The organism is Pseudomonas sp. AC532 (assembly GCF_979258965.1).
On record NZ_OZ409888.1, the window covers coordinates 4,660,524 to 4,681,896 of the forward strand.

At 63.3% G+C, this 21,373-nt stretch carries 20 protein-coding genes, 1 tRNA gene and 1 pseudogene; 12 read left to right on the plus strand and 10 right to left on the minus strand.

The window, feature by feature from the left end:
• Positions 1-6: 6 nt before the first annotated feature.
• Positions 7-1,296, minus strand: a complete 1,290-nt coding sequence (locus tag ACZ0AV_RS21700; RefSeq protein WP_499152933.1) for a M18 family aminopeptidase — start codon at positions 1,294-1,296, stop codon at positions 7-9.
• A gap of 273 nt (positions 1,297-1,569) precedes the next feature.
• On the opposite strand from ACZ0AV_RS21700, the gene ACZ0AV_RS21705 reads away from it, so the two are divergent.
• Both ACZ0AV_RS21705 and ACZ0AV_RS21710 read left to right on the plus strand, forming a co-directional pair.
• Positions 1,570-1,836, plus strand: a complete 267-nt coding sequence (locus ACZ0AV_RS21705; RefSeq protein WP_499152934.1) for a DUF4212 domain-containing protein — start codon at positions 1,570-1,572, stop codon at positions 1,834-1,836.
• A gap of 10 nt (positions 1,837-1,846) precedes the next feature.
• Positions 1,847-3,613 carry a sodium:solute symporter family protein gene (locus tag ACZ0AV_RS21710; protein ID WP_499152935.1) on the plus strand — a complete coding sequence of 589 codons (1,767 nt, stop codon included), beginning with the start codon at positions 1,847-1,849 and terminating at the stop codon, positions 3,611-3,613.
• 54 nt (positions 3,614-3,667) lie between these two features.
• On the opposite strand, the gene ACZ0AV_RS21715 is transcribed toward ACZ0AV_RS21710, so the two are convergent.
• From ACZ0AV_RS21715 to napE, 6 genes are read right to left on the minus strand one after another with little or no spacing between them, the layout of a single operon-like run.
• Positions 3,668-4,393: a 4'-phosphopantetheinyl transferase family protein gene (locus tag ACZ0AV_RS21715; protein ID WP_499152936.1), complete on the minus strand. Its 726-nt coding sequence runs from the start codon at positions 4,391-4,393 to the stop codon at positions 3,668-3,670.
• 21 nt (positions 4,394-4,414) lie between these two features.
• Positions 4,415-5,011: a cytochrome c3 family protein gene (locus ACZ0AV_RS21720; RefSeq protein WP_499152937.1), complete on the minus strand. Its 597-nt coding sequence runs from the start codon at positions 5,009-5,011 to the stop codon at positions 4,415-4,417.
• A gap of 9 nt (positions 5,012-5,020) precedes the next feature.
• Positions 5,021-5,506, minus strand: coding sequence for a nitrate reductase cytochrome c-type subunit (locus ACZ0AV_RS21725; protein ID WP_499152938.1), 486 nt, complete (start codon positions 5,504-5,506; stop codon positions 5,021-5,023).
• Between the two features lie 10 nt (positions 5,507-5,516).
• Positions 5,517-8,021, minus strand: coding sequence for a nitrate reductase catalytic subunit NapA (gene napA / locus ACZ0AV_RS21730; protein ID WP_499152939.1), 2,505 nt, complete (start codon positions 8,019-8,021; stop codon positions 5,517-5,519).
• On the minus strand, positions 8,018-8,278 hold the full coding sequence (locus ACZ0AV_RS21735; RefSeq protein ID WP_499152940.1) for a chaperone NapD: 261 nt from the start codon (positions 8,276-8,278) through the stop codon (positions 8,018-8,020). Before ACZ0AV_RS21735 ends, napA begins: the two co-directional genes overlap by 4 nt.
• A gap of 24 nt (positions 8,279-8,302) precedes the next feature.
• Positions 8,303-8,470 (minus strand): periplasmic nitrate reductase, NapE protein, encoded by a 168-nt coding sequence (napE, locus tag ACZ0AV_RS21740; RefSeq protein WP_499152941.1) that lies wholly within the window; start codon positions 8,468-8,470, stop codon positions 8,303-8,305.
• Positions 8,471-8,756: 286 nt separating this feature from the next.
• Here napE and ACZ0AV_RS21745 point away from each other — a divergent pair, with 286 nt between their 5' ends.
• The 6 genes and pseudogenes from ACZ0AV_RS21745 (at position 8,757) to ACZ0AV_RS21770 (ending at position 15,611) form a co-directional block, all read left to right on the plus strand.
• Positions 8,757-9,365, plus strand: a complete 609-nt coding sequence (locus ACZ0AV_RS21745; RefSeq protein ID WP_499152942.1) for a hypothetical protein — start codon at positions 8,757-8,759, stop codon at positions 9,363-9,365.
• A 219-nt stretch (positions 9,366-9,584) separates the two neighbouring features.
• Positions 9,585-10,262, plus strand: coding sequence for a response regulator (locus ACZ0AV_RS21750; protein WP_499152943.1), 678 nt, complete (start codon positions 9,585-9,587; stop codon positions 10,260-10,262).
• Complete coding sequence (locus tag ACZ0AV_RS21755) at positions 10,259-11,629, plus strand: ATP-binding protein (protein ID WP_499152944.1); 1,371 nt, start codon at positions 10,259-10,261, stop codon at positions 11,627-11,629. The genes ACZ0AV_RS21750 and ACZ0AV_RS21755 overlap by 4 nt, the downstream gene beginning before the upstream one ends.
• A 281-nt stretch (positions 11,630-11,910) precedes the next feature.
• On the plus strand, positions 11,911-13,239 hold the full coding sequence (locus tag ACZ0AV_RS21760) for a dicarboxylate/amino acid:cation symporter (protein WP_499152945.1): 1,329 nt from the start codon (positions 11,911-11,913) through the stop codon (positions 13,237-13,239).
• Between the two features lie 584 nt (positions 13,240-13,823).
• Positions 13,824-14,708: pseudogene (locus tag ACZ0AV_RS21765) on the plus strand (methyl-accepting chemotaxis protein); the annotation flags it as partial.
• Between the two features lie 198 nt (positions 14,709-14,906).
• Positions 14,907-15,611 carry a methyl-accepting chemotaxis protein gene (locus ACZ0AV_RS21770; RefSeq protein ID WP_499153422.1) on the plus strand — a complete coding sequence of 235 codons (705 nt, stop codon included), beginning with the start codon at positions 14,907-14,909 and terminating at the stop codon, positions 15,609-15,611.
• A gap of 822 nt (positions 15,612-16,433) precedes the next feature.
• On the opposite strand, the gene ACZ0AV_RS21775 is transcribed toward ACZ0AV_RS21770, so the two are convergent.
• The 3 genes from ACZ0AV_RS21775 to mobA all read right to left on the minus strand — a co-directional run bounded on the left by ACZ0AV_RS21775 (position 16,434) and on the right by mobA (position 17,513).
• Positions 16,434-16,510, minus strand: a tRNA-Pro gene (locus tag ACZ0AV_RS21775).
• A gap of 98 nt (positions 16,511-16,608) precedes the next feature.
• Positions 16,609-16,830, minus strand: a complete 222-nt coding sequence (locus ACZ0AV_RS21780) for a YgdI/YgdR family lipoprotein (RefSeq protein WP_499152946.1) — start codon at positions 16,828-16,830, stop codon at positions 16,609-16,611.
• 110 nt (positions 16,831-16,940) lie between these two features.
• Positions 16,941-17,513, minus strand: a complete 573-nt coding sequence (gene mobA, locus ACZ0AV_RS21785; RefSeq protein WP_499152947.1) for a molybdenum cofactor guanylyltransferase MobA — start codon at positions 17,511-17,513, stop codon at positions 16,941-16,943.
• A 69-nt stretch (positions 17,514-17,582) separates the two neighbouring features.
• Here mobA and moaB point away from each other — a divergent pair, with 69 nt between their 5' ends.
• From moaB to ACZ0AV_RS21805, 4 genes are all read left to right on the plus strand, one after another.
• The gene (moaB, locus tag ACZ0AV_RS21790) at positions 17,583-18,122 is read left to right on the plus strand and encodes a molybdenum cofactor biosynthesis protein B (RefSeq protein WP_131178386.1); all 540 of its coding nucleotides are present in this window, start codon (positions 17,583-17,585) and stop codon (positions 18,120-18,122) included.
• Positions 18,119-19,330: a molybdopterin molybdotransferase MoeA gene (locus ACZ0AV_RS21795; protein ID WP_499152948.1), complete on the plus strand. Its 1,212-nt coding sequence runs from the start codon at positions 18,119-18,121 to the stop codon at positions 19,328-19,330. Before moaB ends, ACZ0AV_RS21795 begins: the two co-directional genes overlap by 4 nt.
• A gap of 99 nt (positions 19,331-19,429) precedes the next feature.
• Positions 19,430-20,326 (plus strand): lipid kinase YegS, encoded by an 897-nt coding sequence (gene yegS / locus ACZ0AV_RS21800; RefSeq protein WP_499152949.1) that lies wholly within the window; start codon positions 19,430-19,432, stop codon positions 20,324-20,326.
• Positions 20,327-20,446: 120 nt separating this feature from the next.
• The gene (locus tag ACZ0AV_RS21805) at positions 20,447-21,373 is read left to right on the plus strand and encodes a chemotaxis protein CheV (RefSeq protein WP_499152950.1); all 927 of its coding nucleotides are present in this window, start codon (positions 20,447-20,449) and stop codon (positions 21,371-21,373) included.

Here is a 21,373-nt window from a genome sequence, read left to right on the forward strand (position 1 = left end):
CGGGCCTCAGGGCAGGTCATGGCTGTTGTAGAAGGCGCCGAGTACTTTCACCAGGTGCGCCAGGTCCTGACTACCGGCCAGCTCGCGAATCGAGTGCATGGCAAAGGTTGGCAGGCCGATATCAACGGTACGCACGCCCAGCTGGCTGGCGGTGATCGGGCCTATGGTGGAGCCGCAGCCCATGTCGCTGCGGGTCACGAAGCTCTGTACCGGTACTTCGTTTTCCAGGCACAGGTGGCGGAAGAAGCCGGCGGTTTCGCTGTTGGTGGCGTAGCGCTGGTTGCTGTTGATCTTGATCACCGGGCCGGCGTTGAGCTTGGGGCCGTGGTTGCCGTCGTGCTTGCTTTCGTAGTTGGGGTGCACGCCGTGGGCGTTGTCCGCCGAGACCAGCAGCGAGCGCTGGATGGTGCGCACGAAACCGTCGCCCTCCGGCAGCACGCGGCGCAGCACCTGCTCGAGCATCGGGCCGTCGGCGCCGCATGCCGAACTGGAGCCGACTTCCTCGTGGTCGGTGCACACCAGCACGCAGGTTTCGTCGTCGCTGGCGTCGAGCAGGGCCTGCAGGCCGGCGTAGCAGGACAGCAGGTTGTCCAGACGTGCACCGGCGATGAAGTCCTGGTTGAGGCCAACCACCGCCGCGCTCTGGGTGTCGTAGAAGCTCAGCTCGTAATCGAGTACGGCATCGGCATTGAAGTCGTGTTCCATGGCCAGCTGCTCACTGAGCAGGGCGCGGAAATCGGCGCTTTCACTGCCCGCGAGTTGGGCGAGGATTGGCGGCAGTTCGTTCTGGGCATTGATCGCCCAGCCCTGGTTGGCCTCGCGGTTGAGGTGGATGGCCAGGCTGGGGATCACGGCGATGGGCTGGTAGAAGTCGATCAGGTCGCTTTCCACCTTGCCATCGCGGCGGTAGGTCACGCGGCCGGCCAGCGACAGGTCGCGGTCGAACCAGGGCGCGAGCAGGGCGCCGCCATAGACTTCAACGCCGAGCTGGAAGAAACCCTGGCGTTGCAGTTCGGGGTTCGGCTTAACGCGCAGGCACGGGCTGTCGGTGTGGGCGCCGACCAGGCGAATGCCGCCGTCGATCGGGGCACGGTTGCCCAGCTTGAAGGCGATGATCGAGGAATCGTTGCGGGTCACGTAGTAACGGCCACCGGCTTCGGTCTGCCAGGGAGCGCGCTCGTCGAGGTGACGGAACCCTGCGGCCTCGAGGCGCATGGCCAGGCTGGCGGTGGCATGGAAAGGCGTGGGTGAGGCGTTGAGAAAGTCGATCAGGCCTTGGTTCAGTTCTTCGCGCATGGGGCACTCCGGACGGCAATGTGCCGAGTTTATAGGATTTGCCTGCGTCAGCGGTGGGAACCGATGCCATGGGCCGCTGCGGTCACATTTCGTGACGTCTTGCTGGCCGCCTGCATTTCATTGCCGACGGCTGCCAGGCCGCGGTCTAGAGGGGGTGTGCCCAAACCCTATTCCGCACTCACCGCGCCATACGACGAAAGTCGAACGGCGGCTTGGCGAGAGGTTGCTAGTTTCAAAACGCCATTACAACAATAACAACCCTGAGGTGAAATCATGGCTATGTCCAAGCAAGAGGCCGCTGCGGCCTACTGGAAGGAGAACCTGCGGCTGATGCTCTGGCTGCTGGTGATCTGGTTCGCCGTCTCGTTCGGCTGCGGCGTGCTCTTCGTCGATGCCCTGAACAACATCAACGCCTTTGGTTTTCCCTTGGGATTCTGGTTCGCCCAGCAAGGCTCCATCTACGTGTTCGTGATCGAGATTTTCTACTACGTGTGGAAGATGAATCGCCTCGATCGCAAGTACAACCTCCACGAAGAATGAGGCCGCGAACATGAGTACTCAATTCCTGATCTATCTGTTCGTCGGCGCTACCTTCGCGCTGTACATCGCCATTGCCCTGTGGACGCGTGCGGGCTCGACCAGCGAGTATTACGTGGCCAGCAAGGGCGTACACCCGGTGCTCAACGGCATGGCCACGGGCGCAGACTGGATGTCCGCGGCGTCCTTCATCTCCATGGCTGGCATCATCGCGTTCGCCGGTTATGACGGCTCGGTCTATCTCATGGGCTGGACCGGCGGTTACGTGCTGCTGGCCATGTGCCTGGCACCGTACCTGCGCAAGTTCGGTAAATTCACGGTGCCGGAGTTCATTGGCACCCGTTACTACTCCCAGACCGCACGCATGGTGGCAGTGGTTTGCGTGATCTTCATTTCCTTCACCTACGTGGCTGGGCAGATGCGCGGGGTTGGCATCGTCTTTTCGCGTTACCTGGAAGTGAGCATCGAAACCGGCGTGGTCATCGGCATGGCCATCGTGTTCTTCTATTCCGTGCTCGGCGGCATGAAGGGGATCACCTATACCCAGGTGGCGCAATACTGCGTGATGATCTTCGCCTACATGGTGCCGGCGATCTTCATCTCGATCATGATCACCGGCAATCCGATCCCGCAACTGGGCTTCGGCAGCGAGGTCACCGGCACCGGCCAGAGTGTGCTCGAGCGGCTCAACGGGCTGGGCGCGGAGCTGGGCTTCACGCCGTACACCGATGGCAGCAAGTCGACTACCGACGTGTTCTTCATCACCATGGCGTTGATGGTCGGTACTGCCGGTCTGCCACACGTTATCGTGCGCTTCTTCACCACCCCGACTGTAAAGGACGCGCGTAAATCGGCCGGCTACGCCCTGCTGTTCATCGCCATTCTTTACACCACTGCGCCAGCGGTAGCGGCATTTGCGCGCACCAATCTGCTGACCAGCGTGCCTAACACCAGTTACGAAGAAGTGCCTGTCTGGTTCAAGACTTGGGAGAACTCCGGCCTTATCGGTTGGTTGGACAAGAACAACGATGGCGTAATCCAGTACGGCCCGGGTGCGGCGTTTACCGGCAAACCGGCCTTTGGCGCAGAACGCGGCGACGTAGGCCAGCGCATGCTCACCAACGAGCCGACTGCAGCGGCCAACGAGCTGTACGTCGATAACGACATCATGGTACTCGCCAATCCGGAAATCGCCGGTCTGCCGGGGTGGGTGATCGCCCTGATCGCCGCTGGTGGCCTGGCAGCCGCCTTGTCCACTGCCGCGGGTTTGCTGCTGGTCATTTCCACCTCGATTTCCCATGACCTGCTCAAGAGCAACCTGATGCCCACGATCAGCGAGAAGAACGAGCTGTTGGCCGCGCGGATCGCCGCAGGCCTGGCGGTTGTTATCGCCGGCCTGTTCGGCATCTACCCGCCGGGCTTCGTGGCCCAGGTGGTGGCATTCGCCTTCGGGCTGGCGGCCGCCTCGTTCTTCCCGGCAATCGTCATGGGTATCTTCTACAAACGTATGAACAAGGAAGGGGCGATTGCCGGGATGATCGTGGGGCTCACGTTCACCTTTGCCTACATCGTCTACTTCAAGTTCATCAACCCGACGGCGACCGCCGATGACTGGTGGTTCGGCATCTCGCCGGAAGGCATCGGCACCATGGGGATGATCTTCAACTTCGTCGTGGCCTTCGTGGTTTCGCGCATGACCGCTCCGCCACCGGAGCACATCCAGCACCTGGTCGAGGACATTCGGGTGCCGCGTGGCGCTGGCGCTGCAGTCGATCACTGATAACGGAGAGGAGAAAAACCAGGCGCCGTTTACGGCGCCTGGTTTTTTTTGCGCTCAACCGGCGATTGGCACCAGGCTCAACAGCCGGTCCGCCGCAACGTTGGTGTAAAGCCCCGTCAACTGGCTGCCGGCTGGCCAGTCTTCGCCCAGGTCGGTCAGCAGGCGCAGGCGTGCGGTTTGTTGCGCCGGGTCGAGGCTGAGCAGTTCGGCCTCCTGGAAATAGAAGCGCGTGAGCACCAGTGGGTAGAGCGCCTTGAACAGGCTCTCCTTGAGAGAGAACGTCAGGCTGATCTGCCAGGCGCGCTGTTCGGGGCTCAGGTTAGCGATACGGCTCAGTTCGGCTGCGGTGAGAATTTCACCTGCCAGGCGCTCGGCACGTTCGATCGACAGCAGTTGCTCGACATCCAGGCCCAGGCCACGCCATCGCTGCGTTGGTGCAACGATAGCTGCGGCCCAACCCTGGCCATGGGTGATCGAGCCGCTGACCTGCGCCGGCCACTGCGGTGCACGGTCCTCACCGACCGCTGGCACGATCGCCAAACCGGTTACCCGATACAGCGCCTCGCGTGCGCACAGGCGCCCCGCCAGGTGTTCGGCCTGGCGCTTGGCAACGCCGCGCACCGGCGGCACGCCAGCGGCCATGTAGTCGCCGTCATCAAGAAAGGCAGGGTCGAAGTGGGTGCTGATCAGTTGCGCACCGACCAATGGCCGGGGAAACGGCCAATGATCGTCGAGGGGGCTGCAGCAGCGGGGCAGGTAGGGCGTGTTCATGGCCGGCATTCTGCCGCGCCGCCCTGCTGCTTACCAGCCGGGCACGCCGTGCATGTCTGGCAGTTTGTGGGCGATGCCCTTGTGGCAGTCGATGCAGGTGGCTTCGCCATTGGCCAGCGCGGTGGAGTGCATCTGCGCGGCGCGCTTGCTCTGGCGGGTGAAATCCATGAAGTCGAAGTCGTGGCAGTTGCGGCACTCCAGCGAGTCGTTGGCCTTGAGGCGCGCCCATTCGTGTTCGGCCAGCTCGCGGCGTTTTTCCAGGAATTTCTCGCGCGTGCTGATGGTGCCGAAGATTTTGCCCCACACTTCTTTGGAGGCTTGCATCTTGCGCGCGATCTTGTCGGTCCACTGGTGCGGCACGTGGCAATCCGGGCAGGTGGCGCGCACGCCGGAGCGGTTGTTGTAGTGAATGGTGTCCTGCAATTCGACATACACGTTGTCGCGCATCTCGTGGCAGGAGGTGCAGAACTGTTCGGTGTTGGTCGCCTCGAGCGCGGTATTGAAACCGCCCCAGAAAATGATCCCGGCGATGAAACCGCCCAGGGTCAGGAACCCCAGGCTGTAGTGCACGCTGGGACGGCGCAGCACTGTCCAGTAAGCGCCAAGGAAAGCGAGCAGCGATTTCATGGTGCCTCCTCAGGGGTGCCCGGCGGGGTTGGCTTCTTGCTGCAAGAGCCGGTCGATGTTCCTGAAGCCGTTCTCCACCAGCGGCTTCACCTCGGCCTGGGTCACGTGGCACTGGGTGCAGAAGTAGCGGCGCGGCGACATGGCCGCCAGCGGCTGGCCGTCACGGTCCATGTAGTGGGTGATGCTGATCATCGGCGCCTGGTTGCGCGCGCTGTTGGCGCGGCTGTGGCAGGCCAGGCAGCGGTTGCCGTACTTGTCCACCTGGTAGCCGGCGATGGTGTGGGGAATGGTCGGCGGTTGTTCCGGGTAGTTGCGCTCGCGGCGCATGTCCTTGTTCTCCTCGAGGGCGATGCGCGGCGCGGGGAATTCCTGGGTCAGGGTACCGCCGGGCCGCCTGCCATCCGGTGCGGGGGCATCCAGCGGGTAACCCAGCTCGGCGGCCAGCGCCACACCAAAGGCGGCGAGCAGCAGCAGGGGCAGATAACGCACTTTCATCGCTGTCTCCTCAGGCTGCGCTGATCAGTTGGATCTTCACCGCGCATTTCTTGTAGTCGGTCTGCTTGGAAATCGGGTCGGTGGCGTCCAGAGTGACCTTGTTGATGAGCTTGTTGGCATCGAAGAACGGCACGAACACCAGGCCGCGTGGCGGCTTGTTGCGCCCGCGGGTCTCGATGCGCGCTCGAATCTCGCCACGCCGGCTGATCACCTTCACCTCGCTGCCGCGCCGGGCGTTGAGCGCGCGGGCGTCGTCCGGGTGCATGTACACCAGAGCATCGGGTACGGCGCGGTGCAGCTCGTCGACGCGTTGGGTCATGCTGCCGGTGTGCCAGTGCTCTAGCACGCGGCCAGTGCTGAGCCAGAACGGGTAATCGTCATCCGGCGCCTCGGCCGGCGGCTCGTAGGGCAGGGCGAAGATGATCGCGCGGTTGTCCGGGTAACCGTAGAACTGCACGCCGCTGCCCTGGGCCACGTAGGGGTCATGGCCTTCGCGGTAGCGCCAGCGGGTTTCCGAGCCGTCTACCACCGGCCAGCGCAGGCCGCGTTCTGTGTGGTAGCGCTCGAAGGGCGCCAGGTCGTGACCATGACCGCGGCCGAATTGCGCGTATTCCTCGAACAGCCCTTTTTGCAGATAGAAGCCGAACGCCTTGGCTTCGTCATTGCGCAAGCTGCCTTCTGGTTCTTCAGTTGGGAAGGCGTCCACCTGGCCGTTCCTGTAGAGCACTTCATAGAGCGTCTTGCCCTTGAGCTGCGGCGCCTTGGCGAGGAGTTCAGCGGGCCAGACGTCGTCAGTGGTGAAGCGCTTGGAGAATTCCACCAGTTGCCAGAGGTCGGATTTCGCCTCGCCGGGCGCCCCGACCAGTTGATGCCAGAACTGCGTGCGGCGCTCGGCGTTGCCGTAGGCGCCTTCCTTCTCGACCCACATGGCGCTGGGCAGGATCAGATCGGCAGCCTGGGCGGACACCGTCGGGTAGACGTCCGAGACGATCACGAAATTGTCCGGCTTGCGCCAGCCGGGCAGTACTTCCTGCATCACGTTGGGGCCGGCCTGCATGTTGTTGCTGACCTGGGTCCAGTACACCTTGAGCACGCCGTCCTTGAGCATGCGGCTCTGTTCCACGGCGTGAAAGCCGGGTTTCTCCTGGATGGTGCCGGCGGGCAGCTTCCAGATTTTCTCAGCGGTGGCGCGGTGTTTCGGGTTGGTCACCACCAGGTCAGCTGGCAGGCGGTGGGAGAAGGTACCCACCTCTCGGGCAGTGCCGCATGCCGAGGGCTGGCCGGTCAGTGAAAAGGGGCTGTTGCCCGGCTCGCTGATCTTGCCGGTCAGCAGGTGGATGTTGTAGATCAGGTTGTTGGCCCATACGCCGCGGGTGTGCTGGTTGAAACCCATGGTCCAGAACGAGACCACCTTGCGGTGCGGGTCGGCATACAGCTCGGCCAGCGCCTTGAGGCGTTCGGCCGGTACGCCCGACTCTCTGGCGGCGCGTTCCAGGGTGTAGGGTTTGACGAAGGCGGCGAACTGCTCGAAAGAGATGTCGCTCCAGGTATTGGCGTTCTTCGCGTTCTTCGCCTTCAGCTCCAGAGGATTGTCCGGGCGCAGGCCGTAGCCGATGTCGTCGGCGCCAAGGGCGAAGCGCGTATGGTTGCTGACGAACTCCTGATTCACCGCGCCGCTCTGGATGATGTGGTTGGCGATGTAGTTGAGGATCAGCAAATCCGTCTGTGGCTTGAACACCATGGGGATGTCAGCCAGGTCGAAGCTGCGGTGCTCGAAGGTCGACAGCACGGCAACCTTGACATCCGGCTTGCTCAGGCGCCGATCGGTGACCCGGCTCCACAGCACCGGGTGCATCTCGGCCATGTTCGAGCCCCACAGCACGAAGCTGTCGGTGGCTTCGATGTCGTCGTAGCAGCCCATTGGTTCGTCCATGCCAAAGGTGCGCATGAAACCCATCACCGCCGAGGCCATGCAGTGGCGCGCGTTGGGGTCGATGTTGTTGCTGCGAAAGCCGGCCTTCATCAGTTTGTTGGCGGCGTAGCCCTCCCAGATCGTCCATTGCCCGGAACCGAACATGCCCACGGCCTGGGGGCCTTGCTCGCGCAGGGCCGCCTTGAACTTGTCCTCCATGATGTCGAAGGCCTGCTCCCAACTGATCGGCTGGAATTCGCCCTGCTTGTCGTATACGCCGTTCTTCATGCGCAGCAGGGGTGTGGTCAGGCGATCGACGCCGTACATGATCTTGGACAGAAAGTAGCCCTTGACGCAGTTCAGGCCGCGGTTGACCTCCGCCTTGATGTCGCCATGGGTCGCCACCACGCGGTTGTCGCGGGTGGCGACCATCACGCTGCAGCCAGTGCCGCAGAAGCGGCAGGGCGCCTTGTTCCAGTCCAGGCGGGTATTTTCCGCATCGGCGACCAGGTTGCTGGCGGTGGAGGCGAACGGCAGGCCTGCGGCGGCGGCTGCGATGGCTGCGGCCTGGGCTTTGGTGAATTCGCGGCGGGTCATGCTCATGGAGCGGCTCCTTGCGGGGTGAGGCATTCGTGGTAGATCAGCGCGGCGTTGAGCACCCCGGGCAGGGCGTTGATCTGCTCGATGCGTTGCATGATCAGGCGTTCGTCGACCGCTTCGATGACCACCACCGCCTTGCCTTCAGGGCTGTGCTGATGCACCTCCAGGTCGGCGAGCAGGCGCAGGTTGGCGAGCACCGCATCGAGTTGCTCGGGGCGGGCATGCACGACGAAGCTGGCGATATGCAGGGGGGCGTCCATGACGGGCTCCTGTGGGCCGAGTGGTCAGTTGGGTGGGCCGGGCGGTCCGAAAAGCATTTGCAGGAACCAGACGGCAAAGCCGTAGGCGCCGACGAGAGCCACGCAGAGCAGCGGAAAGAGGAATATCACCAGGAACAGGAACAGCCGGCGTTCGCGGCGTTTGCCCCCGGTATCTACGGGTGGGCTGGACATGGGCAGTTCTTCATCGGTCAGGTTGCACACGCCGTCATCGGGTGGTGCGCGCCCTGGGCGCGGCAACCTGACGGTCTCTGGTCGGTGGCTCGACCTTAGCCTTACTGGCCGAAAGGGTATTGACCGGGGTCAGTGTTCGGGCTTTTACGCCGTGGCAGGCGGCAAAAGCTGCTGGAGGGCGCTCGTTCAGGAGTGGTTCAGCAAGGGTTCAGCCCAGGTTCAGGTGAGGGCAGGCAGGATGATTCTCGAGTTCTCATTAACCCACTGCCATTCGAGAGGCATCTCCATGAAAGCGACTCTGACCAAACTGGCTCTGGCAACTTCCCTGGTAGTCGGCGCTGCAGCAACTGCTCATGCCGACAACAACTTCGCTGGCTTCACCTGGGGCCAGACCAGCAACAACATCCAGAAGTCCTCGGCGCTCAATGCCAACCTGGGCAACCCGAACTTCGACAGCGTGATCAACAACGAAAGCACCTGGGGCGTGCGTGCCGGTCAGCAGAATGATGTCGGCCGTTACTACGCCACCTACGAATACATCTCCGGCAGCAACGACGGTCTCAAGCTGCGCCAGCAGAACCTGCTCGGCAGCTACGACGCCTTCCTGCCGCTGAACGAGAACGGTACCAAGCTGTTCGGCGGCGGCACCCTGGGCCTGGTCAAGCTGGAGCAGAACAGCCCGGGTGTCTCGCGTGACACCAATGTCGGGTATGCTGCCGGTCTGCAGGCTGGCTTGCTGCAGGAGGTCAACGAGAGCGCTTCGATCGAGGGTGGCTACCGTTACCTGCGCACCAACGCCAGCACCGAGTTCGCCCCGCATGACCAGGGCAAGGTCGGCTCCCTGGACCTGCACAGCAGCGGCCAGTGGTACCTGGGTGCCAACTACAAGTTCTGAATCGCCATAGTCAGCTGCGCCTAGGCCCTGCTGCTTACAAACAGGCTGGATCGTCGACTCGGTCGGCAGCCGCTTGCGGCTAATGCACTTCGGTGCGGGTCCGACCGCTTCTCGCCTGTTTTTGCGGGGCCGCCCAGGCCTCGCAGGGCGCTGGCCCGCATGATGATTGAATCAAGGGTTTTAGTTCCTGCCGTTTCATATTGAAGAGGGCATGCAACGATGAAATTGCTGGTCGTGGAGGATGAGGCGCTGCTGCGCCATCATCTCTATACCCGGCTCGGTGAACAGGGCCACGTGGTGGACGCGGTGGCCAACGCCGAGGAGGCGCTGTATCGCGTCGACGAGTACCACCATGACCTGGCGGTCATCGATCTCGGCCTGCCGGGCATCAGCGGGCTTGATCTGATCCGCCAACTGCGCAGCCGCGACAAGACCTTTCCCATTTTGATTCTCACCGCCCGTGGCAACTGGCAGGACAAGGTCGAGGGCCTGGCTTCGGGCGCTGACGACTATGTGGTCAAGCCGTTCCAGTTCGAAGAGCTGGAGGCGCGCCTCAACGCACTGTTACGCCGCTCTTCGGGTTTCATCCAGTCGACCATCGAAGCCGGTCCGCTGCTGCTCGACATGAACCGCAAGCAAGCGCTGATCGAAGGTGCCAACATGGGCCTCACCGCCTATGAATATCGCATTCTCGAGTACCTGATGCGCCACCACCAGCAGGTGGTGCCCAAGGAGCGCCTGATCGAGCAGCTGTATCCCGATGACGACGAGCGCGATCCCAACGTGATCGAAGTGCTGGTCGGCCGGCTGCGCCGCAAGCTCGAGAGCAGTAACGGTTTCAAACCGATCGAAACCGTGCGTGGCCAGGGCTACCTTTTCAACGAGCGTTGCCGATGAGATCTGGCTTCAGGCGGTGGCGAGAACGCGGTATTTCCTCCCTGCGCCTGCGCCTGATGCTCGGCAGCACGGTATTGGCAGTGCTGTTCATGCTGGCCCTGCTGCCGGCCCTGCGGGGCGCGTTCCTGATCGCCTTGGAAAAATCCGTGGAGAAGCGCCTGGTCGCCGACGCCGGCGCGCTGATATCCGCGGCGCGCACCGACGATGGCAAGCTGCGCATGCCGAGCAAACTGCCGGACGAGGAATTCGATATTCCCGATGCGCAACTGCTGGGCTTCATCTACGACCGCGAGGGCCAGTTGGTCTGGCGATCACCCTCGGCGCGCGACATCTCCGTTTCCTACCTGCCACGCTACGACGGCCGTGGCGACGAACTGCTGCGCGTCACCGACCGGCAGGGCCGCGAGTTCTACATCTATGACGTGGAGATCAAGCTGCTGCGTGGTGAGAGTGCCGCCTTCAGCATCGTCACCATGCAGCCGGCCAGCGACACCAGAGCGCTGTACAACGATTTCATGACCCAGCTCTATCTGTGGCTAGGCGGCGCGCTGCTGCTGCTGCTCGGTCTGTTGTGGTTCGGCCTGACCTGGGGCTTTCGCAGCCTGCGCGGTTTGCGTGCCGAACTGGACGAGGTGGAAGGCGGCACCCGCGAGCGACTGAGCAATGACCACCCCCACGAGCTGCTGCGCCTTACCGGTTCGCTCAACCGCTTGCTGGATAGCGAACGTCAGCAGCGTGAGCGCTACCGCAATTCCCTGGATGATCTGGCGCACAGCCTGAAAACCCCGCTATCGGTGTTGCAGAGCGCCACCGAGGTGATCGCCGGCAAACCGGAGAACCGTGAGCAGGCGCAGATACTGCAAGGCCAGATCGAACGCATGAGCCAGCAGATCGGCTACCAGCTGCAGCGCGCCAGCCTGCGCAAGAGCGGCCTGGTGCGTCATCGGGTGCCCTTGGTCGCGGTGCTGGACAACCTCTGCGAGGCCCTCGACAAGGTGTACCACGACAAGCGTGTGAGCGTACTGCGCGAGTTCGACCCCTGGCTGGAGATTCCCATGGAGCGCGCAGCATTGCTCGAACTGTTGGGCAACCTGCTGGAGAACGCCTACCGCCTCTGCCTGGGCACGGTGCGGATATCCGCCAGCCTCGAGAACGGCACCTGTCTGCTGTGCGTGGAGGACGACGGCCCAGGCGTGCCGGTCGATCAGCGCGAGCGCATCCTGCGCCGTGGTGAGCGCCTGGATGCCCAGCACCCAGGGCAGGGAATCGGCACGGCCGTGGTCAAGGACATCATCGAAAGCTATGCGGGCGAGCTGTTTCTCGAGGAGTCCGAGCTGGGCGGCGCCGCGTTTCGGGTGCGCATCTGAATGTCGGCAGCTGTTCTGGTGGGAATCCGCCACGGGGAGCTGGGACTCCGTGCGGAAAACCGCCAAGGCCCGCGATTGGTGGCCACCAAATTGTCTCCAAATACTGATTTATAACGGGTTATTCCTGCTTTTCTTGTGTGGCATGGCGCTTGCTAGTTCATTGCCAAGGTCGCGCTATGCGCCCTATAACAAATCCCTCCAGGTCAGGAGGGTTGGCGCCTTAACAAGAAAATCGGTGCGGACGTTTCAGGATGTCATTGCCGCGCCCATGAGGATTCACCATGACTGCCACAACAAACGAAGTTGTCCGTCAACCGTTCTATAAAATGCTTTATGTCCAGGTGTTGTTCGCCATCACCGTGGGCATCCTCCTCGGCCATTTCTATCCGGAAACAGGCGTCGCCCTCAAACCGCTCGGCGATGGTTTCGTCAAGCTGATCAAAATGGTCATCGCGCCCATCATCTTCTGCACCGTGGTCAGCGGCATCGCCGGCATGCAGGACATGAAGGCAGTCGGTAAAACCGGCGGCTACGCATTGCTGTACTTCGAAATCGTTTCCACCATCGCGCTGATCATCGGCCTTGTCGTGGTCAACGTGGTGCAGCCCGGCGTTGGCATGCATGTCGACCCAAGCACCCTGGACGCCAGCAAGATCGCGGCCTATGCCCAGGCGGGCGAAGCGCAGACGACCATCGGTTTCCTGCTCAACGTCATTCCGTCCACCGTGGTTGGCGCCTTCGCCAATGGCGACATCCTGCAGGTACTGTTCTTCTCGGTGATCTTCGCGTTCGCCCTGCAGCGCATGGGTGAGTTCGGTCGTCCGGTACTCGAGTTCATCGATCGCATCGCCCACGTGATGTTCGGCATCATCAACATGATCATGAAGCTCGCGCCCATCGGTGCCTTCGGTGCCATGGCCTTCACTATTGGCCAATACGGTGTCGGCTCGCTGGTGCAGCTCGGTCAGCTGATGATCTGCTTCTACATCACCTGCGTGTTCTTCGTGCTGGTCGTGCTCGGCGGCATCGCTCGCGCTCACGGCTTCAGTGTGCTGCGCCTGATCCGCTACATCCGTGAAGAACTGATGATCGTGCTGGGTACCTCGTCCTCCGAGTCGGCCCTGCCACGCATGCTGACCAAGATGGAAAAGCTCGGCGCCAACAAGTCGGTCGTTGGCCTGGTGATTCCTACCGGCTACTCCTTCAACCTGGACGGTACCTCGATCTACCTGACCATGGCTGCGGTGTTCATCGCCCAGGCCACCGACACGCCGATGGACATTACCCACCAGATCACCCTGTTGCTGGTGCTGCTGGTCGCGTCCAAAGGTGCTGCTGGCGTTACCGGTAGTGGTTTCATCGTACTGGCGGCAACCCTCTCGGCCGTCGGCCACCTGCCGGTTGCCGGCCTGGCGCTGATTCTGGGTATCGACCGCTTCATGTCCGAAGCCCGCGCGCTGACCAACCTGATTGGCAATGGCGTTGCCACCATCGTGGTCGCCAAGTGGTGCAAGGAGCTGGACGAAGACACCCTGCAGCGCGAACTGGCCTCCGGTGGTCGCCCGGATATCGTCACGCTGCCCGGCGAAACAGCTGGCAAGGTGTCCTGATCGCTGGACGTCGTCGACCTCCCGGCTAGGGGAGGTCACTAGCCCGCCCTTGTGGCGGGTTTTTTTATGGCTGGCGAAAAATAGGTGGACCCTGGCGAGCGGGTTTCACGTATTGCGCAGTCACCTGCCTGGCCGTCGTGGGTGCCGCGCCCCTCTGCGCATGGCAGCGATGGCTAGCGTGCCGTCACCAGCTGGCCCGCTGAAAGCGCCGTGCTAGACAGCATCGTCACTTCTCTTACTGCAATATTGTTTGAACCAAGAAGGCGTGCCTCTCGTCAATGCGATGTCACATTGATATCGCTTCTTGTCGCGCACCTTTGAGGCTCGGTCGACGGGTGAATCCACATGACAGCGGCAAGGATGCCGACTCGGAACCGCGCTGGGAGTGCGGGCTGGCCAATAACAAGAAGTCTCCAGTTTTCTGACCCTTTTTTGCAGTGGAGCAATAGATGAACACGTGGTTCGGTAATATCAGCGTCACCCAGAAACTGGCCCTGGGGTTCGGCCTCGTGCTTGCCCTTACCCTGGCATTGGCCGCCGTCAGTTGGACCAGCCTGGGCAGCGTGGTGCAACGCAGCGAACGCATGACCGATGTCAATGAACTGACCCATACCCTCACGGACCTGCGTGTGGCCCGCTTGCAGTATCTGCTTGCCAACGGTGCCGCGGCCGAGGCCGACAAGGTACAGCAGCAGATCCGTTTGCTCGTGCAGCGGCAGAATGAAATGCTGCCGCATTTCCAGAACCCGGAAAACGTAAGGCTGCTCAAGCAGCAGATCGGGCTGATCGGGCAGTACCAGCAGGCTTACGACAGGACGAGCGCCACATACGCCACTGCCAACAAGACGCGTACCGAGATGGTCGAGCTGGCTGATCGCGCAGGTGAGCTGATCGACCGGGTGAGGGGGGAAGTGGCGCGTAGCGCCGCTGGTGACGAAGCGGCCTTTGCACGTTACCAGGCCATTGCCCAGGCCAAGGATGATATGCAGACGTTGCGTTATCGCGTGGTGAACTACACCGCCGATGCCAACGAGGGCACCGAGCAGGCGCTGAACCAGCAGATCGAGCGCGTCGATCAGGGGCTCGATACGCTGTCCGCCGTGTTTGTCGGCGACTTCCGCGAGCAGATCCAGCAGCTCGAGGCTACCGTCACGGCCTACCGCAACCTGCTGGCCACTTATCGAGCGGCTACTGCGGAGCGTGTGCAGTTGCGCGCCGCCATGAACGAGCAGGTGCAGGAGATTGTCAGGGGCAGCGATGCGCTGCTGGCCATGCAGGTGACCTTGCGGGACAGCGATGCCGGCTTTGCCACGCGGATGATGATCGGTGCCACGCTGCTGGCGTTGCTGGTCGGCGTCCTGGCCGCCTGGTTGATCACCCGCCAGATCACCCGGCCGCTGCAGGAAACCCTGGAAGCGGTGGAACGCATCACCCAGGGCGACCTGACCCACACGCTGCAGGTCACCCGCCGTGACGAACTCGGTGTCGTGCAGCAGGGCATTCAGCGCATGGGCACCACCCTGCGCGAGCTGATCGGCGGCATTCGCGACGGCGTCACGCAGATCGCCAGCGCCGCCGAGGAGCTCTCGGCGGTCACCGAGCAGACCAGTGCTGGCGTCAACAGCCAGAAGGTGGAAACCGACCAGGTGGCCACCGCCATGCAGGAAATGTCGGCGACCGTGCAGGAAGTGGCGCGCAACGCTGCCGAGGCCTCGCAGGCAGCATCCGATGCAGACCAGGAAGCCGCCCAGGGTGATCGCGTGGTGGCCGAAGCCATTGCGCAGATCGACCGGCTGGCCGCGGAAGTCACGCGTTCTACCGACGCGATGGGCGAACTGCAGAAGGAAAGCAAGAAGATCGGCGGCGTGATGGACGTGATCAAGGCCGTGGCCGAGCAGACCAACCTGCTGGCGCTCAACGCCGCCATCGAGGCGGCACGTGCCGGTGAAGCCGGGCGCGGGTTCGCGGTGGTGGCGGACGAGGTGCGCGGCCTGGCGCAGCGCACGCAGAAGTCCACCGAGGAGATCGAAGGGCTGGTGGCGGGCCTGCATCAGGGTACCCAGCAGGTGGCGGCGATCATGCACGGCAGCCGCGAGTTGACCGACAGCAGCGTGGCGCTGACTCGCAAGGCCGGCGACGCGCTGGGAATCATCACCCGCAAGGTGTCCAGCATCCAGGCTATGAACCAGCAAATCGCCGCAGCCGCCGAGCAGCAGGGCGCGGTGGCCGAGGAAATCAGCCGCAGCGTGGTCAACGTTCGCGACATCTCCGAACAGACCGCAGCCGCCAGCGAAGAGACCGCCGCATCGAGCGTCGAGCTGGCACGCCTGGGTAACCAGTTGCAGATGATGGTCAGCCACTTCCGCGTGTAACGCGCGCAGGTGGTCAGTGCGGATGGTGCGCCATGGCCACGAATCGTTCGCGCCGGGGGCGACGCTCCTACGCGAGGGTGTCGTTCTCGATCCTGGCGCACATCCCGCAGGAGCCGCGCCCCGCGGCGAATGGCGGCAGCAACGGCGAAGGTGCGGCACGGCCACGAATCGTTCGTGCCGGGGGCGACGTTCCTACGCGAGGGGCGTCGTTCTCGATCCAGGCGCACATCCCGTAGGAGCCGCGCCCCCGCGGCGAATGGCGGCAGCAACGGCGAAGGTGCGGCACGGCCACGAATCGTTCGTGCCGGGGGCGACGTTCCTACGCGAGGGGCGTCGTTCTCGATCCAGGCGCACATCCCGTAGGAGCCGCGCCCCCGCGGCGAATGGCGGCAGCAACGCCGATATCGCAGCAGGGCCACAATCGTTCGTGCCGGGGGCGACGTTCCTACGCGAGGGGCGTCGTTCTCGATCCTGGCGCACATCCCGCAGGAGCCGCGCCCTCGCGGCGAATGGCGGCAGCAACGCCGAAGGTGCGGCACGGCCACAATCGTTCGGGCCGGGGCGACGTTCCTACGCGAGGCGTGTGATTTTCGATCATGGCGCACATCCCGCAGCAGCCGCGCCCCCGCGCCCCCGCGGCGAATGGCAGGGCAACGCCGATATCGCGGCATGGCCACCATCGTCGCCAACGTGCCGTTGCGGTGAGTGCAACCGACGTACGCAAGGGGGCGGGAGAGCGGCAGGCAGATACGAAAAAGCCCGCACGAGGCGGGCTTTTTCAATTGTTTCGCAAGCACGGTTTAGCTGCTGCAAACAGGGAAATGGTCGGAGAGACAGGATTCGAACCTGCGACCTTCTCGTCCCGAACGAGACGCGCTACCAAGCTGCGCTACACTCCGAATGCGCCAAATTGTACTGAAAAAGTTTTGCAGCACAAGGGTTTAGCGGAAAATTTTTAGTGGGTGCCGCGCCTGGCGCAGGCACCCCGCAGCAGTACTTACAGCTCTTTTACGGTGCGAACCTGATCCTTGTTGACCTTGGTGCGCTTGCCATCCAACTGTTCGAATTCGTAGAAGCCAGTGTCATCGTCGAAGTCGGGGCGATCCACGGTCTGGATTTCACGGCCATCGTTCAGGGTGATCACCGATGGGCTGGAACAACCCGCCAAGGTGGCGAGGCCGAGCGCGAGTAGCAATGCAGCGGTAGTCCGTTGCTTCATGACATGTCTCCTTAAATCGAAGCTGAATGATTACTTGGGCTAAGACGGGCGCGTTGACCTCAAGTTCCGCCCTATTTAGCCGCTGCGTTGGCGCCGGCTGCAAGCCCTGGCTATTGCAACAACCCGGATGAATTGATGTTGCTCAGGCGCACGTCGTCCGGTGCACAGACCAGGGCAGCCGGTTGATGGGCCTGCAGCCAGCGCTGGGTGCTGCGCTGGCCGGCTTGCCAGGCCTGCTCCAATGAGGGCAGAAGGCTGCGCGGTATCACCGCGAACAGCGGTTCCCAGTAGCCGTCGCGCTGCGCCATGACTGGTCGCTCGTCGGCCAGCGCCAGGAGGTCATCGAGCAGCGCACGGTCGACTCTGGGAGCATCACAGGGCAGCACCAGCAGAAGAGGGTGGCGGGCGATCTGCAGGGCGGCGCGAATGCCGGCCAGCGGTCCCGGGTAGTCGCTGGCCTCGTCACTGATCAGGCGGTCGGCGTAGGGCGCGTAGGCGTGCTTGTTGCGGTTGCAGGAGATGATCAGGTCGTCGGTCAGCGGGCGCACCTGGTCATGTAGCCAGGCAATCATCGGTCGTCCCTGCCAGTGCACCAGGCCCTTGTCGCGGCCGCCCATACGCTGCCCGCGGCCGCCTGCAAGCAGGGCTACCGAGAGGCGGTGCGAAGGGGCTGGAATGGGCATGGCAAGGGTCTCCGGCGGTGGCGCTGTGGTATAACACCGGCCATTGTTCACGACAACTGGAAGCCTGCCATGAGCCACAAGGCCGATGCGCCATTCGTGCCCCTGAATATCGCCGTGCTGACCGTCAGCGATACCCGCACGCTGGAAACCGACACCTCCGGGCAACTGTTCGTCGACCGCTTGAAAGCGGCCGGCCACAGCCTTGCCGAACGCGTGCTGCTCAAGGATGACCTGTACAAGATCCGCGCTCAGGTCGCCACCTGGATCGCCGAGGATGTGGTGCAGGTCGTGCTGATCACCGGCGGTACCGGCTTCACCGGACGAGACAGCACGCCGGAGGCGGTGGCCTGCCTGCTGGACAAGCAGGTGGACGGTTTTGGCGAGCTGTTCCGGCAGATATCCACCGCTGACATCGGCACCTCGACCATCCAGTCCCGCGCGCTGGCCGGGCTGGCCAACGGTACCCTGGTCTGCTGCCTGCCGGGCTCGACCAACGCATGCCGTACCGGCTGGGACGGCATCCTCGCCGAGCAGCTCGATGCCCGTCATCGCCCTTGCAACTTCGTGCCGCATCTCAAGCTCGCCGCACCGTGCGAGAGCCGCGGATGAGCGAGCCGCATTCGCCGCTGATGCCGGTGGAGGAGGCGCTGGCGCGTTTGCTCGCCCTGGCCGATGCCTCGCCTATCGAAGGCCTGGAGCAGGTCGATCTGGCTCAGGCCGATGGACGTGTACTGGCCGAGCCGATGATTGCCGGGCTGGACCTGCCGCCTTGGCCGAACAGCGCCATGGACGGCTATGCGCTGCGCCTGGCCGACTGGCGCGGCGAAGCGCTGCCGGTGAGTCAACGGATCCTCGCTGGTACCGCGCCCGAGGCGCTGCAGCCCGGCACCTGTGCGCGAATCTTCACCGGCGCGCCTATTCCGCTGGGCGCCGACACGGTGGAAATGCAGGAAAACGTCAGCGTGAGCGCTGACGGTCGCGTGCAGTTCGAGCGGCCCCTCAGGGTCGCCCAGAATATCCGCCCGCAGGGACAGGAGAACCGCAAGGGCGAAACCCTGCTGAGCGCCGGCACGCGCCTGGGGCCAATCGAACTGGGTCTGGCCGCGTCGATTGGTCTGGCGCAGCTAACGGTACGCCGCAGACCGCGGGTGGCAGTGCTGTCCACCGGTGACGAGCTGGTCGAACCAGGCCAGGCGCTGGGCGCCGGGCAGATTTACAACAGCAACCGCTACCTGTTGGTTGCCTGGCTGAAGCGCCTTGGTTGTGAGGTCGTCGATGGCGGCATCTTGGTCGATGACCTCCAGAGCACCCGCGAAGCACTGGCAGCGCTGCGGGACGTCGACCTTGTTCTTTCCACCGGCGGGGTGTCGGTGGGCGAGGCGGATTTTCTTGGCGTGGCCCTGCGCGAGGCCGGCGAGCTGGCGTTGTGGAAGCTGGCGATCAAGCCCGGCAAGCCGCTTACCGTGGGCGAGTTCCGCGGCCGCCCGGTCATCGGCCTGCCCGGGAATCCGGCGTCGACGCTGGTCACGTTCGGCCTCTTGGCTAGGCCTTATCTGCTGCGCCGGCTCGGCGTGCAGAAGGTCGAGCCGCAGGGCTTCTCGGTACCGGCCGGCTTTGCCTGGACAACGCCGGGCAAGCGCCGTGAGTACCTGCGCGCCCGGCTGGAGAACGGCCTCGTGGTGCCTTATGCCAACCAGAGTTCCGGCGTGCTGCGTAGCGCGACGTGGGCCGAGGGGCTGGCCGAAGTGCTGGAAGGCAGCACCCTCGAGGAGGGTGACAGCCTGCGCTTCATTCCCATGAGTGGCTTGCTCGGCTGAGTGATAGGAGCGTTGCCGGGCAACGACAACGACGGTGATTATTTGGTTTGCGCGTTGTCTGCATAGACAGTCGCCTCAAATCCCGTTTTCGGAGCCGTTATGCAAGAGCGTAAAGCGCTATTGATCCTTCATGGTAAGCAGTCCCTCAATGATGAGGTGCGTGCTGCGGTCAATACCCAGCGCGGGCTCGGATGGGATCTGGCCGTGCGCCTGACCTGGGAAGGCGGTGACGCCCAGCGGCTGGTCGATGAAGCCTTGCAGGCCGGCTATCCGACGCTGATCGCCGGCGGTGGTGACGGCACCCTGCGCGACGTCGCCGAAGCGATGGCCAAGGCCAAGACGGATGCCAGCCTGGCCCTGCTGCCGCTGGGGACTGCCAATGATTTTGCCAACGCCGCCGGTATTCCGCTGACGCCGACCGAGGCGCTGGCGCTGCTCGATACCCCGGCACAGCCGATCGATCTGGGCGAGGTCGATGGCCAGCTGTTCCTCAACATGGCCACTGGCGGCTTCGGCTCCAATGTGACCGCCAATACCTCCGAAGAGCTCAAACGGGTGCTCGGCGGCGCCGCCTACATGCTCACCGGGCTGACGCGTTTCGCCGAGGTCCGGTCGGCGTTCGGGCGCTTCAGGGGCCCGGATTTCGAATGGGAGGGTGAGTTTCTCGCCCTGGGCATCGGTAACGGTCGCCAGGCTGGCGGTGGGCATGTGCTTTGCCCGCATGCGCGGGTCAACGACGGCCTGCTGGACGTCTGCATCGTTCCCGCCGCGCATGATGTGGTGGGCACGCTGGGCACGCTGCTGTCCGGAGGGCTGAAAGGGATCGAAGGCGTGTCGGTCAGTGCGCGGTTGCCCTGGCTGGAGATCGACGCACCGGAAGGGCTGGACCTCAACCTCGATGGCGAGCCGCGCGAGGGGCACAGCATGCGTTTCGCCGCCCGCGCCAAGGCGTTGCGCGTCCACTTGCCTGCGCAGTCGCCGTTGCTGAGCGACTAGCCGCGCAGGTGCTGGTTTTCCACCTGTCACTGGTGCACGATGGGCTGCGCCATGCCGCCTTCAGTAATGTCACGACTGGCCGATAGCTTCACTGAACACTACGCCTCACAGGAGCGAATAATGGCCGGTATTCTCGACACCGTTGATCAACGGACACAGCTGGTGGGCGAGAATCGCCTGGAAATCCTGATGTTTCGCCTGGCTGGCCGGCAATTGTTCGCCATCAACGTATTCAAGGTGCAGGAAGTCCTGCAGATGCCCAAGCTGACGCTGATGCCACAACGGCATCGGTTCGTCTGCGGGGTCATTCACCTGCGCGGCCAGACCCTGCCGGTGATCGATCTGTCCCAGGCCATCGGCATGCGACCGATCGTGCCCGATGAGCGCAGCACCATCATCGTTACCGAGTACAACCGTTCGATCCAGGCGTTTCTGGTCGGCGGCGTCGACCGCATTCTCAACCTCAACTGGGAATCGATCCTGCCGCCACCGGGCGGGGCGGGGCGCCACCATTACCTGACGGCGATCACCAAGGTCGATGACCAACTGGTGGAAATCATCGATGTGGAAAAGGTGCTGGCGGAAATCGTGCCGTACGACACGACTATTTCCAGTGATCGCCTGGCGGATCCGCTGCTGGAGAAAGCCCGCGGCCGTGAGGTGCTGCTGGTCGACGACTCCAGCGTGGCCCTGTCGCAGCTGCGCGACACCCTCTCGCAGCTTGGTATCAAGATGCACGTGGCCACCGACGGTCTGAAAGCCCTGAACATGCTCAAGGCCTGGGCCGATACCGGCCAGGTGATGACCGACAAGCTGCTGATGATCTTCACCGATGCCGAAATGCCGGAGATGGACGGCTATCGCCTGACCACCGAGATTCGCCAGGACCAGCGCCTGCGCGATTTGTACGTGGTGCTGCACACGTCGCTGTCCGGCAGTTTCAACGATGCCATGGTGAAAAAGGTCGGTTGCGACAACTTCCTTTCCAAATTCCAGCCGGACAAACTGGTCGACGTGATACGCCAGCGCCTGGCCCTCGACGAGTAA

Coding starts and splice junctions, on each gene's coding strand:
- ACZ0AV_RS21700 (WP_499152933.1), bottom strand. CDS start 1,296: ATGCGCGAAGAACTGAACCAAGGCCTGATCGACTTTCTCAACGCCTCA.
- ACZ0AV_RS21705 (WP_499152934.1), top strand. CDS start 1,570: ATGGCTATGTCCAAGCAAGAGGCCGCTGCGGCCTACTGGAAGGAGAAC.
- ACZ0AV_RS21710 (WP_499152935.1), top strand. CDS start 1,847: ATGAGTACTCAATTCCTGATCTATCTGTTCGTCGGCGCTACCTTCGCG.
- ACZ0AV_RS21715 (WP_499152936.1), bottom strand. CDS start 4,393: ATGCCGGCCATGAACACGCCCTACCTGCCCCGCTGCTGCAGCCCCCTC.
- ACZ0AV_RS21720 (WP_499152937.1), bottom strand. CDS start 5,011: ATGAAATCGCTGCTCGCTTTCCTTGGCGCTTACTGGACAGTGCTGCGC.
- ACZ0AV_RS21725 (WP_499152938.1), bottom strand. CDS start 5,506: ATGAAAGTGCGTTATCTGCCCCTGCTGCTGCTCGCCGCCTTTGGTGTG.
- napA (WP_499152939.1), bottom strand. CDS start 8,021: ATGAGCATGACCCGCCGCGAATTCACCAAAGCCCAGGCCGCAGCCATC.
- ACZ0AV_RS21735 (WP_499152940.1), bottom strand. CDS start 8,278: ATGGACGCCCCCCTGCATATCGCCAGCTTCGTCGTGCATGCCCGCCCC.
- napE (WP_499152941.1), bottom strand. CDS start 8,470: ATGTCCAGCCCACCCGTAGATACCGGGGGCAAACGCCGCGAACGCCGG.
- ACZ0AV_RS21745 (WP_499152942.1), top strand. CDS start 8,757: ATGAAAGCGACTCTGACCAAACTGGCTCTGGCAACTTCCCTGGTAGTC.
- ACZ0AV_RS21750 (WP_499152943.1), top strand. CDS start 9,585: ATGAAATTGCTGGTCGTGGAGGATGAGGCGCTGCTGCGCCATCATCTC.
- ACZ0AV_RS21755 (WP_499152944.1), top strand. CDS start 10,259: ATGAGATCTGGCTTCAGGCGGTGGCGAGAACGCGGTATTTCCTCCCTG.
- ACZ0AV_RS21760 (WP_499152945.1), top strand. CDS start 11,911: ATGACTGCCACAACAAACGAAGTTGTCCGTCAACCGTTCTATAAAATG.
- ACZ0AV_RS21770 (WP_499153422.1), top strand. CDS start 14,907: ATGTCGGCGACCGTGCAGGAAGTGGCGCGCAACGCTGCCGAGGCCTCG.
- ACZ0AV_RS21780 (WP_499152946.1), bottom strand. CDS start 16,830: ATGAAGCAACGGACTACCGCTGCATTGCTACTCGCGCTCGGCCTCGCC.
- mobA (WP_499152947.1), bottom strand. CDS start 17,513: ATGCCCATTCCAGCCCCTTCGCACCGCCTCTCGGTAGCCCTGCTTGCA.
- moaB (WP_131178386.1), top strand. CDS start 17,583: ATGAGCCACAAGGCCGATGCGCCATTCGTGCCCCTGAATATCGCCGTG.
- ACZ0AV_RS21795 (WP_499152948.1), top strand. CDS start 18,119: ATGAGCGAGCCGCATTCGCCGCTGATGCCGGTGGAGGAGGCGCTGGCG.
- yegS (WP_499152949.1), top strand. CDS start 19,430: ATGCAAGAGCGTAAAGCGCTATTGATCCTTCATGGTAAGCAGTCCCTC.
- ACZ0AV_RS21805 (WP_499152950.1), top strand. CDS start 20,447: ATGGCCGGTATTCTCGACACCGTTGATCAACGGACACAGCTGGTGGGC.